The sequence below is a fragment of the Vibrio sp. R10-SF1-ISO8 genome (assembly GCF_059833805.1).
Window position 1 is genome coordinate 489,730 of sequence record NZ_JCBDHL010000019.1, and the last position, 13,009, is coordinate 502,738.

Sequence of the window (13,009 nt, forward strand, 5' to 3'; positions counted from 1 at the left end):
CTTCGACCCGCTTCTTACGTTAGGACAAGATTTCAGTTTGGCTTTTGCTTCGCGTTACCAGCCTCTTTAACCTTGCAAATATCCCTTTGATATCCTCCAACATGAGATACAAACACGGTACCAGTATCAGGGTTAGCAAGGTAGCAAACAGTACCGCAAAGCCAAGTGCCACCGCCATTGGGATAACAAACTTCGCCTGCAGACTTGTTTCAAACATGATCGGCAGTACACCAACAAAGGTAGTGATTGACGTCAGCGTAATCGCTCGGAAACGAGCACACCCTGCTTCAATGACCGCTTCTTTAATTGCGACACCGCGCGCTCTTACTTGGTTGACGTAATCAGTCATAACCAAAGAGTCGTTAACCACAACACCTGCCGCTGCAATAAGACCGAATGTCGACATCATGCTGAGATCTAAGCCAAACCAATAGTGACCCCATATGGCGCCTGTTAGGCTAAATGGAATCACCGACATGATGATTAATGGCTGAGTGTAACTTTTTAGCGGAACGGCTAGCAGTATGTACACAATAATCATACCGGCGATAAAGAAGATGATTTGCTCGTCTTGTTGAGCTTGCTGCTCTTCGATTGTTCCGCCCAATTCGCTTTTAACGCCTGGGTAAGCAGTCAAAATATCAGGGATAACCTCGGTATTGATTTGCTCGACGATTTGGTTCGGTTCGACAAGTTCTTCATCAATCGAGCCATAAACATACACACTTCGATAGCCCCCTTCCCGACGAATACTGCTGACACCGGGTTTCTGGTTAATCTCAACCACATCGCCTAGCATGACTTTCTTGCCTTCAGGCGTGGTGATCACTGCATAACGTAATGAAGAGAAAGCTTCACGGGTTAGTTGTGGATAGCGCACCATGACTTTGATTTCTTCACCGTCGCGTAAAACTCGCTGTGCTTCACCACCATAGAAACTACCACCCACCTGCGTCGCGATATCAAACAGATCTAACCCTAGATCGTATGCTACTGGTGCGAGCGAAAGTAACACTTCCCGACTACCAGAATCGATGGACGACGAGATATCAAACAAGCCCTTCTGTTGTTGCAAGTTGAGGATTAATTCACGACCCGCCGAATTCAGACTCTCGATATCAGAACCGTAGAGTAGGAAACCGAACTCATCGCCCTTTTCGTCGTCATTGACGTTATCGGACACGTTGAGCATTTTCAGCCCCGGAATACTGGGTATACGTTCGCGCCAGCGCCTTGCTAGTTCAAAGGTGTTAAACGGTCTCAGTTCTTCATCGACAAGCGGAATTACAAGCCGACCTTCTTTTCTTCCCTGGCTGAAAGTAAGAATGTCACGAATCATCTTCTGACCCGTTTCTTGTTCTATCTCTTGATCAATAGTCAAAACTGTCGACTCAATTAACTTCAGCGCCTCTATGGTTTGCTCACTGGAAACATTGTCATTCATGACCAACTTAATGCTTGGAAAGTCATGAGGCACTTTCGGTGATGGTACGATTCTGACGTAACTTGCCATGACCATAGCGACGGTGATCGCTAACACGCCAACAAAGGTGGCAAACACACTCCATCGCCAGTGGGTACACCACTTTACAAACCTTTTATAAGGTCCATTGATAAAACCAAAAAAACGCGTGTTGAATCTATTTCGCCAACTGCCTTTTTTGATCGGCTTAAACTTAGAGTGTGCCAAGTGCGAGGGCAAAATCAGCTTAGACTCAATCAAACTAAAGAACAGACATAGAATCACGATGGAAGCGATACCAAAGAAGAACGCACGCTCTATACCTTTTGACATTAAAAATGGCGCAAACACGGCCATAGTCGTAAGCACACCAAATGTTGCCGGCGTCGCGACACGTTTTACGCCACGAACCACGTTTTCAACACCGCCACCACTTTTCTCAATTTCGCTGTAGGCGCTCTCCCCTATGACGATAGCATCATCAACGACAATACCGAGCACCATGATAAATGCGAACAAAGAAATGATGTTAATGCTCACGCCAATGGCAGGCATCATCATCACCGCACCCAAGAAACACACCGGAAGCCCTATCATTACCCACATGGCGAGCTTAACGCGCAAGAACAGACTTAGCATGAGTGCAACCAAGACTGCACCTTGCAATAGGTTCTTGAGCATCATATCGAGGCGAGCGTTAAGGTAATAGGTCATATCGACCAGTGTTTTGATTTTTAAGTCAGACGGCAAAGTTTGGTTTTTCTGCTCGATGTAAGCTTTGACGGACTCAGCAACGGTCACCATATTTTGGTCTTTGGTTGCTTTAACCGAGAGATACATTGCGTTTTGGCCTGAGTAACGGAAGTATCGATCATCTTCGGTAAATCCATCTTTGATCGTTGCGATATCTTGCAACAACACTTTACCGCCATTTGCGCCAATCTTGACTGGAATGGCTCTGAACTCTTCGCCTTTGTAATACTGGTTCTCTATTCGAACCGATATCATTCCGGCATTGGTTCTCACTTCACCAGCAGAGTAGTTCGCTGAGTAACGCTTGATTGCATTGCTGACGTCATTGAGTGTCAGGCTATACTTTTGAAGAACTTTAGGCTCTATTTCAACAGCAATTTCATATTCCGGAGCACCGAGCTCTACCAGAGCAACGTTATTCAGCTGAAGAAGCTCATCTTCTATTTGTTTGGCGATAGGCTTAAGCTCAAGCAGGGTTCTATCACCAACTAACGCCATCTCAATAACATCTTGTCGCCATTCATATTGATAAACTTGAATCGGCTCCATTGCGTCTGGGAAATTAGAAGTCGAATCGACCTTCTGTTTCACTTTATCAAGCACAGCATCAATATCTTCATCGACACCGATTTCGAGCTCAATGTTGCCACTGCCTCGATAAGCACTCGACACGGCTTTTTTAATGCCCGTAACATCTTTAAGCGACTCTTCTAACTTGATCAGGATGCTTTCTTCAATCTCTTGCGGTGAAGCTCCCGGATACTGAGCACTGACATTGATGTAGTTCACTTCAATATTTGGGAACATCTGTCGCTGTATAAAGAAGAAGCTAACCGTACCAATGATCAATATAAAGGCCATTAGCAGGTTTGCCGCGACAGAGTTATTGGCAAAATAGGCGATCAAACCTTTCTGTTTGTTCTCTTCCATGACTCGCCTCTACCTATCCGATGAACTATCTTGAACCGCGACTTCTACTTGCAGCCCTTTTTGCGGATACTCAGGTACAGTCAACACGATTTGGTCATCATCACTTAAGCCTTGATTGATCAGCATGAACTCTTTTTCTGCCCGCAAGACGTTGACTACGCGTGGCTCAAGTTGGTTTTGTTCATTCACAACCCATACCTGTTGATTGTTGACCAGCTCTTGTGGAAGGCGGTAGATATGTTTTAACTCTTTACCTGCAAATTGAACCTCGACATAAGAGCCAAACTTCATTGGTGCTTGTTCACTATCAATTGCATAGGGGTTATCAACCCTGACGACCATGTTTATCATTCGAGTGCTGCTATCAACCACGCCTAAATCGCGATCAATGATGCCTTCACGACGGGTACTAACGATGCCTCTCTGAATGATTTGAGCTGGGATACCTGCGTAATCTCGTGGTAAGAACGCACTGTCGAACCCTGCGATAGGAATGTGAATTTCTCCTGCTTCCACATTATTAAGCGTCGCAACGTGAGCACCCGCTGAGATGAATTGCCCCACACCAATATCTTTTGCTACCACTAGCGCATCATAGGGAGCGACCACCTTGCAGTTTTCAAGATCGCGATTTGCACGTTTCAGCGCAGCTAAGGCTGACTTCACCTGTGCATCAGCACTAAGCAGCTGTGGTTTACGCAAATACAGATCTGTCACCTGTTTTTGCGGCAGGTTTTTAGCCTGACGTTTTGCTACTTCAGCCTTTGCTTTCTCCTCGATTAACGCCGCTCTAGCACTCGCTAATTGCGCCTCAGCTTGGAGCACAGCCGCTTGATAGTTATCACTCTCAAGACGAAACAGGACTTCACCACGCTTAACAATTCCTCCGACAACAAAGTTCGGATGCCAACTAACCACCTCACCGGACACTTGAGAGGAAAGCTGCGTAACTTCAACGGGTTGAAGCTCTCCGTGGCTAGTAATCACTACTTTGTGATCGCTCGACGCAACCTTCGAGACTTTCACGATTGGAGGTGCCTTGGCGGGCTTACTTTCTATAGATTCAGGCGCACTAGAGGCAATGGTTGAATAACCAGCATAAGCACCACCTAAGATGATAAAAGGTAGCAACCAACGTAACGGCTTAGTCGTCATCAGAAATCCTTGTTTTCTATTATCGTTATTTATACGTGCGGATAGTGCTTCGACACCAATTTACTCGAAACTATCCGGCTAGCCTGCAAAATTTATAAAAATGAATGATACATAAACCAACATCTAATTCTTTTTTATAATATCAGCAGTAAGAGCAAATCGAATGCCAACACACTACATCTTATAAAACAATCACTTAATACGAACCAAACCATACTCGAAGTATTCACATGGTAAATATAAACAATTAGTGGTGAAATTTACCTCGCTAAGGTTAGAATGAATTTTGATAAACCAATTAAGCTAATAGGAGGCTTAGGATGAGCCATGTCTATCTGTTCGATTGGGGGGACACCCTCATGGTCGACTTCGCTGAGCAAAAGGGAAAAATGTATCTTTGGCCTCAAGTCGAAGCTATTGACGAAGCTGAAGAGACACTTAAAGAACTGAGCAAAAATCACACTATCTACGTTGCAACCAGTGCGCAAGACTCTACCGAATCTGAAATTCAGCAAGCGTTTGAACGTGTCGGGTTAGACCCGTATATCAATGGCTATTTCTGTAAAGCGAACTTAGCTCTTGAGAAAAACAGCCCTGAGTTTTACCAAGCAATACTCGAATCTCTCGGTGACAGCGCTTCAGAAGTGACGATGGTTGGCGACAACATAGATAAAGATATATACCCAGCGCTTGAAGCGGGTTTGCAGGCGATTTACTACAACCCTAAGCGCACTCATGTGCCAGAAGGCATTAACAGTGTTTCGCGTCTATCAAAATTGTTAGCAGCTAAATAGGGTCTGTTGACCTTTTGCGGTTAAATTTTGTTCGAGATAAAAGCGTTTTAATCGCGGCGAGAGGTTTGTCGCCTAGTCATTCTAAGCAAAACACCTCTCAACAAAGAGTAAAACGGTTTTAGCGGGGGCGCCCAGCTCGAACCCTTCGGGCAGCGTTTGTGGCTCCTTTCTGCTGTGTTATCGGCTTTATCGGGTAGGGCAACTACAATTCAAAGCCTCTGCCTTGCATAAAGAACCCACAAACTGCTGCAAAAATCAGCTCAAAAGGTCAACAGACCCTAAGATAAGTGCTTTACCTCAACTATGGTTGAGGTTTTATAGTCCTTTCATCGAATCTCGATAACATTGAAAAGGACTTATAAATGAAGACATTAATACTCTTCTCTAGTGCGAACAAACAAGGTAATACCGCCAAGACAATTGAACACATAGCAGCAGATCATACTGTCGAGGTTGTCGATATTGACTCGCTTACTATCACCCCCTATCGATACGAGAACCGCTATCCAGCCGATGATTTTTATCCGCTTGTTGAAAAGATGCTTGAATCAGACAATATTGTCTTTGCGTCACCCATCTACTGGTATTCAGTAACAGCCCCTATGAAGGCGCTAATTGATAGGATGACAGAGCTGTTAGATGTTGCAGACCTAAAACCCAAAGCGAGAGCACTAGAGTCTAAACGCGGTTTTGTACTCACCAGTTCAGGTAAACAAGCGATCTGTCCGATTTTTCACAGCTTCTTTGAAGGACTTTTTCGCTACTTTAATATTGAATACGCGGCAACGCTACACGCAGCCTGCAATAACGGATACTCAATAGATTCCAAAGAGGTTTCGCTGTTTAATCAAGCGTTGAACAATAGGTAGAAAATTAAAAGGCTTAGCAAGTTGCTAAGCCTTTTAAATATGTAGCCTTAAACCGTCGTTGCCTGTGGCTGATAACGCCCTGGCTTGTGGTTCATTGCCAATATTAAGTTGGTCGCTATTGCCCCCACCACCGAGAGTAGAATCAATGAGATATCAACAATAAACAGCGACATGACAACAATGGAGCAGTCAAGAGCCATTTGTACTTTTCCAGCACGAATCCCAAATCGCTCTTGTAAGAACAACGCAAGAATATTGAAACCACCGAGACTCATTTTATGGCGGAATATAACTAGCATGCCAATACCTATCATGCCACCACCGAGTAAGGCTGCATAAAACGGGTCAATTCGCGCAATTTCGATCACATGATGCAAATGGTCAACGGCAAAAGACACGATCGTTACCGCAATAAAGGTATTAAGCGTAAAGCGCCAGCCCATACGAGTGATAGAGAGAAGATAAAACGGTAGGTTAAGTGCGAAAAAAACCTGACCAAAGCTAAAGTCACTGACCTTGGTTAAAAAGATCGCTAAACCGGCTGTACCGCCAGTTAACAAACCGACTTTATTGAAAAAGATAACACCCAAAGATACTAAGGCACTACCGAGAATCAACGCGAGTAAGTTCTCGCGCATGCTATGTTCTTTATCCATTCTTAGACTTCCTATCCCTTTACGATTCACAAAAGAAGCGTGAATCAAACCTGCATAAAATGTCGATTATTGATAAAGAAGTCTAGAGTTAGTGACAAAACACATGTTTTGAAGGTGTTAATCCTATTTTACACTGAGCTATTGCTTATTACCTTGCGCAAACAGCTTTACAACGTTTTGCGTCTTTTTCGATTCAGATTTTTCTTCTTGCTCAGCCTGTACTTGATCCTTACATTCTTTCTGAACATACATGGCTTTATCGGCAATACAGATTAGCTCATCTTTGGTTGTACCCTGCTCCGGGAAACAAGCAATACCAATACTCGATCCTACGCTTAATGAATGCCCACCAAACACGATCGGCGATTTAATGACTTCACCAATTTGCTCTATTTTCCCCGGAACACCTTCCAAATCTTTTAGCAAATCGAGGCAAACCACAAACTCATCGCCCCCCAATCTTCCTACTATGTCAGACTCGCGAACACAATCTGAAAGGCGCTCGGCTATTTTAACTAAGACATAATCGCCTGCGTCGTGGCCGTAATTGTCGTTGACGTTTTTGAAGTCGTCTAAGTCGATAAACAGTAGCGCGAATTTATGCCCTGTTCGCTTGGCCTTAACAATCGACTGCTCAAGCTGTTTATCGAATGCTCTCCTATTCATTAAGTTGGTGAGAGGATCATGCTCTGATAAAAACAGCAACTGTTCTTGCTTATGCTTGAGCTGTTTGGTTTGTCGAATAATCTCTTCTTCTAGCTCTTGCTTCGTTACTGTCGAGTGACACAAAGAGACCGTCATCTGATTAAAGAAATTCGCGATCACACGAAACTCACTGTCCATCTTGACCGCTTCAACTTTGGTATCCAATCGTCCTTGCGCTAAATTAAGAATCGCCGCTTTCATCGCTTCCGCACCTGATTTAAAGCGGAACAGAATTAGCCAAGCAGTGACACTTACTAAAATCGAACAAAGGATTAGCCAAGCCGCTGCAGTAGACATGACTTTTTCAAGCGAAGAAGCATTTCTCTTAACCACCAATCGGTGAACGTAAGCCAATTCTTCCGTCATGTTTTGAACTATCATATTGTAGCGTGAGTGAAGCAGATTCCTTGCCGTTAGAATGGAAGCAACGTCATCGACACCTCCTTCTGCTTCGACAAAGTAGAGTTCCTTTTCCCTAATCAAAAGGGTGTGCAAGCTATGGTTCATCCGTTGAATATTGTCGAGTTGGATATTGCTCCCTTTGTATGCAGTAAGCTTTGTTGAGAGCTCCGCTTGAGCCAACTCTACCTGGTTAAGGCTAGAACCGTCACCAAACTGTTTAAAGACCCATAGCTGGCTCCTCAACAAGTCGACACACAGCTGTAAATCGATGATTTGATCAAGCTCGACTTTAGTAACCTTTTGCTGTTCATTGATTTTAAAGAAAGAAACAACAATAAACAGAGTCAAAATCATGGTGGTTGTCGACAAGATAAACATCTTTTTAAACAGTGAGTCCAACATTGCTTAATCCCTTAATGCCACGGCTTGTTGATATGGATAGGAATACAAGACTTGACGAAAGTCAGGCGGTGTATCTTCAACAAAGCCATTCTCAATCGCCCAACGTGATTGAAGCTGGAGATTGGAAAGTAGCGAATTACCCAAGGACAGACGAAACAAATAGTCGTCCCATGACCATTCAATTTGATTAAGCGGAATATCTAACCTTTGTGAGATGATACGTAGCGCCTTGTCTGGGTTGGAGTTAATCCATTCGTTAGCCATATCAAGCGCTCGCAGTAATCTAATCGGTTCATCTCCTACAAACTCAAGGTAAGGGGAACGCGTAATTAAGTTAAATGAGAGCTGATATACGCCTTTTGTACCTAAGTTGGAGACTTCAGAGACAGACAATAAATTGGCTTCAAACCCCATAGGTTCCCATGCAGATATTGCTTCAACGCGGTAAGAGAGAAGAGCAGGCACAAGCTCATGAGGCTGCAGGTAGATCTTTTCAACTTTAATCTCGTGAGCGCTATTGCTAATTAGCACAGAATCAAAGTAAAACTCACTGGCCGTCCCTTTTACTATTCCCACTCGCTTCCCATCAAGGTCAGAAACGCTGCGTATATTAACCGGGGCAAGCGTAAGCAGTTTTAGGTCGTTATCAGATTCAACGAAGCTTGCAAGAAGGGTCAGATCATCTCTTTCAAAACTTTGAAACATCACTACCGATTCCGAAGCAATGGCATAATCGACACTTTGATCCAGCATTAACTGAGTACAAGCAGCTCCGCTAGAACAAGGGAATAATGTGGCATCTAGGCCAAAATGTTTGAATAAGCCAAGCTGCTCGGCAATTAAAAACGGCGAAGAGGAAGGCGTTAAGGACACCCCTATTTTAATATGAGAAGACGAGGTCTTTTTATTAACCTTCATCCCAATAATTACGCCCGCAACCACAGTGCATAGCACTAACACAGATACACCAAGCGCCAATTTTTTAGTTTTGAAAACCGGCATTCTAGATACACCCAGCCCTTATAAGAAACCTAGCACATATAAATCTAGCCTATGAATATGTAAATTTGCATCCACTACTCACATTTCCATCAACTTCATGTACAAACGGACTAAATATTTGGATTGGATCACAAAAATAAGCTTATTCAACATTAGGTTCTTAAATAATGAACACGTGTATTTATCTACTTGGTTGTTGATGTCAGAAGAACTCTACAACGTATTAGTCAACTATATGAGTTTAATTGGAAGACCTAATGAGAGTACTAATAGTCGGAGCAAGCGGCGGAATTGGAACCGCTTTAGCTAGTGAATGTTTATCAAGATATGTGGACGCAGAAATACATGGTACCTATTTTCACTCAGTCACGGGATACAAGGACGACCAAATTAATTGGCACCAGTTAGATATTCGTGAAGAAGAATCGATAAAGCATTTCTCTGAAAAATTTTACCAATTAGATTGGCTTATTAATTGCGTTGGTTTTCTACACAATGAACATCAAGGACCTGAGAAAAACCTCAATTCAGTCTCTAGTGAGTTTTTCTTAGAAAATATCGCTATAAATGCCCTGCCAACATTGCTTCTCGCCAAATACTTTTCAGCCCAACTCAAATCTAGTGGAGCTCCAAAGTTTGTAACACTGTCTGCTAAAGTCGGCAGCATATCTGACAACCGATTGGGGGGATGGTATAGCTATAGATGTTCAAAAGCAGCACTCAATATGCTTATCAAAACAATTTCAATTGAATGGAAACGATGGATGCCTAAAGCAACGGTTTTATCACTTCACCCTGGAACGACAGACACCGACCTTTCCCTACCATTTCAAGCAAACGTGCCAAAAGAGAAGTTATTTAGACCAGAAAAAGTCGCGAAAGATTTGATAGATATCATAGAGTCGAAAAGCGTCGACGAAAGCGGTAACTTTTACGATTATTCCGGTAAAACACTACCGTGGTAATAATTACGTTAGCTTTATCTACTCTTTCTACAACGCTCTGAACAATACTTTACGTCTTCCCAGCACTTTGCCCATTTTTTTCTCCAAGCAAAATACCGGTTACAGGCAGCACAAACCTTTTCAGGTAAATGCTGCTTCTTAATCTCATGAGGCACGACGTTGATTCCTTCGTTTTATCGCAGCCTCTTTCACCATAAAATCAAACAAGGGCGCAAACAAATTGGCAAACAAAATGGCTAACATAATCCCCTCAGGATAGGCGGGGTTGAGCACCCGGATACCGATAGTCATGACACCGATGAGTATTCCATATGCCCACTTAGCCTTATTGGTAAAGGCAGCAGAAACGGGATCAGTCGCCATAAAGAAAGTACCAAATGCCACACCACCCAAGACGAAATGCCAGTAAAAAGGCATAGAAAGCATGGGGTTGGTGTCTGACCCAATAAAATTCAAAAGAACTGAAGTACTGACTAGTCCCACGATCACCCCCGCAACAATCCTCCATGAAGCGATCCTCATGCCGATAAGTATTATCCCTGCAAAAGCTATAAGAAGCGTTGAACCTTCTCCGATCGAGCCTGGTAGATTCCCTAGAAACGCATCTAGCCACAAAAGGGGCTCGCCAGTTGCGTTATTGATTAGCCCTGCGTTTCCTTGCTCATACCACTGGCTTAAAGGGGTCGCACCGGTGTAACCATCTGCCGCAACCCAAACCAACCCACCCGACATGTTGCCAGGGTAGGCAAAATAAAGAAATGCTCGACCAGCGAGTGCTGGGTTCAGAAAATTACGCCCAGTCCCACCAAAAATTTCTTTGGCGACGACAATACCAAACGTTATACCTAAAGCGGCTTGCCATAATGGTATCGTTGGAGGCAAGATAAGAGAAAAGAGAACTGAGCTTACAAAAAAGCCCTCATTAACTTCATGTTTCCTGACAATTGCGAAAAGCACTTCCCAAAAACCACCCACGACAAAAACTGTTACATAGATGGGGAGAAAATAGCTTGCCCCAAGTACGAGTTTACTCCACCAAGAAGCGCTCGCTATGCCTTCGGCATCACCAAATACCAAAGCAAAGCGCCAACTGTCATTAACTATATCGGCTAACCCATCAGCAGAGTAGCTTGCTAGCAACGCCAATGAGGTTTGGTTACCAATATTGTACATACCCCAAAACATGGTCGGAAATGTCGCTAACCAAACCAAAATCATAATACGCTTCAGATCGATACTGTCTCGTACGTGCGTTTGTCCTTTATTCACCAAACCAGGTGTATAGAAAATGGTCGCTACCGCCTCGTACAGTGGATACATTTTTTCGTACTTTCCACCTGCTTCAAATTTAGGTGCCAACTTATCTAAACGGCTTTTAAAACTCATGAGTACACCTTTATCTTCATTGTTACGCCTTATTTCTACGCACTTCATCAGTAAGAAGAACAAAAATAGTTGGTGGTTATTTGAACTGGGCTTGACGACTGAGCGTAAGCAAGAGAGCACACAGAGGAGAAAATTATGGACTCACTTGCCGTAGACTTAGCCAGATTCCAGTTTGCTTTTACCGTCTCCTTCCACATTATTTTTCCTGCCTTTACTATTGGATTGGCAAGCTATCTAGCTGTTTTAGAAGGGCTTTGGTTGAAAACCAACAACAACAAATTTATCCAACTGTACAAGTACTGGTTAAAGATTTTTGCGATAAGCTTTGGTATGGGAGTCGTAAGTGGGATCGTTCTTAGCTATCAGTTTGGCACCAATTGGAGCGTATTTGCCGACAAGACTGGCCCTATACTTGGTCCATTGATGGGTTACGAGGTCTTCACTGCATTTTTCCTAGAAGCGGGCTTTCTAGGCGTGATGTTGTTTGGTATGGAGAGAGTGGGTAAAACACTTCACTTTGCCTCTACTTGTATCGTCGCATTCGGGACTTTTCTCTCTGCATTTTGGATCCTTTCCGTAAATAGCTGGATGCAAACGCCCGCTGGCTATTCGATCAACGAGGTGGGGCAATTCATTCCTGAAAATTGGTTTGAAATTGTCTTTAACCCCTCTTTTCCCTACCGACTTGTACACATGTTGCTCGCAGCGTACTTAACTACCGCTTTCGTCGTGGCGGCTGTTGGGGCATACCATCTTCTCAGAGCACCTCACAACCCATTAGCAAGAACTATGTTCTCTATGGCAATGTGGATGGCAGCTGTTGTTACCCCAGTGCAAATCATAGCGGGTGATGTGCATGGTCTTAACACCCTTGAGCATCAACCAGCGAAAATAGCTGCAATGGAAGGACACTATCAAAGCCATAAAGGCGCTCCTTTGATACTGTTTGGAGTCCCAAACGATAGTACCAAGCAAGTGGACTTCTCTGTTGAGATACCAAAGTTGGGTAGCTTCATTCTCACACATGACTGGGATGGCGAAGTAAAAGGTCTAGATGCATTTCCTGAAGGCGATCACCCTCCAGTACAAATTGTATTCTGGAGTTTCAGAGTGATGGTCGCCATCGGTTTTGGCATGCTAATTATTGGCGTTTTAAGCCTTTGGTTACGTACAAAAAACCAGCTTTTCAAGGCTGCTTGGTTCCACAAAATGTGCGTATATTTCGGCCCTGCTGGCTTCATAGCCGTCCTAGCCGGATGGATAACGACTGAAGTTGGGCGCCAGCCTTACACTGTCTACGGGTTATTGACCACTTCTGAATCCGCATCTCCCATAGACGCAGCAGCAATAAGCATCTCCTTAACGGCATTTGTCATAGTGTACTTCATTGTCTTTGGAGCAGGCTTCTTCTATCTAATAAGATTGATGCGTAAATCGCCTACTAAGTATGAACAACCGCTCGACAGTCGACTACCAGATGGCACTGAGTCCTCCCCTGTTTCCCACTCCAATCACTTAACCTAGGAGA

General features: G+C 43.8%; 11 protein-coding genes. 4 read left to right on the forward strand and 7 right to left on the reverse strand.

Features of this window, described 5'->3' with window-relative positions:
- Positions 1-19 precede the first annotated feature (19 nt).
- Positions 20-3,145 (reverse strand): efflux RND transporter permease subunit, encoded by a 3,126-nt coding sequence (locus AC6R00_RS17145; protein ID WP_500641304.1) that lies wholly within the window; start codon positions 3,143-3,145, stop codon positions 20-22.
- Positions 3,146-3,154: 9 nt separating this feature from the next.
- Positions 3,155-4,300 carry an efflux RND transporter periplasmic adaptor subunit gene (locus AC6R00_RS17150; protein WP_500641305.1) on the reverse strand — a complete coding sequence of 382 codons (1,146 nt, stop codon included), beginning with the start codon at positions 4,298-4,300 and terminating at the stop codon, positions 3,155-3,157.
- 320 nt (positions 4,301-4,620) lie between these two features.
- On the opposite strand from AC6R00_RS17150, the gene AC6R00_RS17155 reads away from it, so the two are divergent.
- Both AC6R00_RS17155 and AC6R00_RS17160 read left to right on the forward strand, forming a co-directional pair.
- Entirely contained in the window at positions 4,621-5,094 is a 474-nt protein-coding gene (locus tag AC6R00_RS17155) for an HAD family hydrolase (protein WP_500641306.1), read from the forward strand.
- A 362-nt stretch (positions 5,095-5,456) separates the two neighbouring features.
- A complete protein-coding gene (locus tag AC6R00_RS17160; RefSeq protein WP_500641307.1) occupies positions 5,457-5,963 on the forward strand; it encodes a flavodoxin family protein in 507 nt (168 codons plus the stop codon).
- A 47-nt stretch (positions 5,964-6,010) separates the two neighbouring features.
- Here the strand turns inward: AC6R00_RS17160 and AC6R00_RS17165 are convergent, their stop codons facing one another.
- The 3 genes from AC6R00_RS17165 to AC6R00_RS17175 form a co-directional block, all read right to left on the reverse strand.
- Entirely contained in the window at positions 6,011-6,619 is a 609-nt protein-coding gene (locus AC6R00_RS17165; protein WP_004748620.1) for a YitT family protein, read from the reverse strand.
- A gap of 138 nt (positions 6,620-6,757) precedes the next feature.
- Complete coding sequence (locus AC6R00_RS17170) at positions 6,758-8,128, reverse strand: diguanylate cyclase domain-containing protein (protein ID WP_500641308.1); 1,371 nt, start codon at positions 8,126-8,128, stop codon at positions 6,758-6,760.
- A 3-nt stretch (positions 8,129-8,131) separates the two neighbouring features.
- Positions 8,132-9,130 carry an ABC transporter substrate-binding protein gene (locus AC6R00_RS17175; protein ID WP_500641309.1) on the reverse strand — a complete coding sequence of 333 codons (999 nt, stop codon included), beginning with the start codon at positions 9,128-9,130 and terminating at the stop codon, positions 8,132-8,134.
- A 257-nt stretch (positions 9,131-9,387) separates the two neighbouring features.
- Here AC6R00_RS17175 and AC6R00_RS17180 point away from each other — a divergent pair, with 257 nt between their 5' ends.
- On the forward strand, positions 9,388-10,095 hold the full coding sequence (locus AC6R00_RS17180; RefSeq protein ID WP_500641310.1) for an SDR family oxidoreductase: 708 nt from the start codon (positions 9,388-9,390) through the stop codon (positions 10,093-10,095).
- 14 nt (positions 10,096-10,109) lie between these two features.
- On the opposite strand, the gene AC6R00_RS17185 is transcribed toward AC6R00_RS17180, so the two are convergent.
- Together AC6R00_RS17185 and AC6R00_RS17190 are read right to left on the reverse strand one after the other, a co-directional pair.
- On the reverse strand, positions 10,110-10,250 hold the full coding sequence (locus AC6R00_RS17185) for a DUF2256 domain-containing protein (protein WP_500641311.1): 141 nt from the start codon (positions 10,248-10,250) through the stop codon (positions 10,110-10,112).
- Complete coding sequence (locus tag AC6R00_RS17190; protein ID WP_500641312.1) at positions 10,240-11,481, reverse strand: NADH:ubiquinone reductase (Na(+)-transporting) subunit B; 1,242 nt, start codon at positions 11,479-11,481, stop codon at positions 10,240-10,242. Before AC6R00_RS17190 ends, AC6R00_RS17185 begins: the two co-directional genes overlap by 11 nt.
- 135 nt (positions 11,482-11,616) lie before the next feature.
- Between AC6R00_RS17190 and AC6R00_RS17195 the strand changes: the two genes are divergently transcribed.
- Positions 11,617-13,005, forward strand: coding sequence for a cytochrome ubiquinol oxidase subunit I (locus tag AC6R00_RS17195; protein WP_500641313.1), 1,389 nt, complete (start codon positions 11,617-11,619; stop codon positions 13,003-13,005).
- Positions 13,006-13,009: the final 4 nt, after the last annotated feature.

What these genes read in the sequence shown, in the direction of transcription:
- AC6R00_RS17145 (WP_500641304.1), bottom strand. Translation starts at nt 3,145, where the DNA reads ATGGAAGAGAACAAACAGAAAGGTTTGATCGCCTATTTTGCCAATAAC.
- AC6R00_RS17150 (WP_500641305.1), bottom strand. Translation starts at nt 4,300, where the DNA reads ATGACGACTAAGCCGTTACGTTGGTTGCTACCTTTTATCATCTTAGGT.
- AC6R00_RS17155 (WP_500641306.1), top strand. Translation starts at nt 4,621, where the DNA reads ATGAGCCATGTCTATCTGTTCGATTGGGGGGACACCCTCATGGTCGAC.
- AC6R00_RS17160 (WP_500641307.1), top strand. Translation starts at nt 5,457, where the DNA reads ATGAAGACATTAATACTCTTCTCTAGTGCGAACAAACAAGGTAATACC.
- AC6R00_RS17165 (WP_004748620.1), bottom strand. Translation starts at nt 6,619, where the DNA reads ATGGATAAAGAACATAGCATGCGCGAGAACTTACTCGCGTTGATTCTC.
- AC6R00_RS17170 (WP_500641308.1), bottom strand. Translation starts at nt 8,128, where the DNA reads ATGTTGGACTCACTGTTTAAAAAGATGTTTATCTTGTCGACAACCACC.
- AC6R00_RS17175 (WP_500641309.1), bottom strand. Translation starts at nt 9,130, where the DNA reads ATGCCGGTTTTCAAAACTAAAAAATTGGCGCTTGGTGTATCTGTGTTA.
- AC6R00_RS17180 (WP_500641310.1), top strand. Translation starts at nt 9,388, where the DNA reads ATGAGAGTACTAATAGTCGGAGCAAGCGGCGGAATTGGAACCGCTTTA.
- AC6R00_RS17190 (WP_500641312.1), bottom strand. Translation starts at nt 11,481, where the DNA reads ATGAGTTTTAAAAGCCGTTTAGATAAGTTGGCACCTAAATTTGAAGCA.
- AC6R00_RS17195 (WP_500641313.1), top strand. Translation starts at nt 11,617, where the DNA reads ATGGACTCACTTGCCGTAGACTTAGCCAGATTCCAGTTTGCTTTTACC.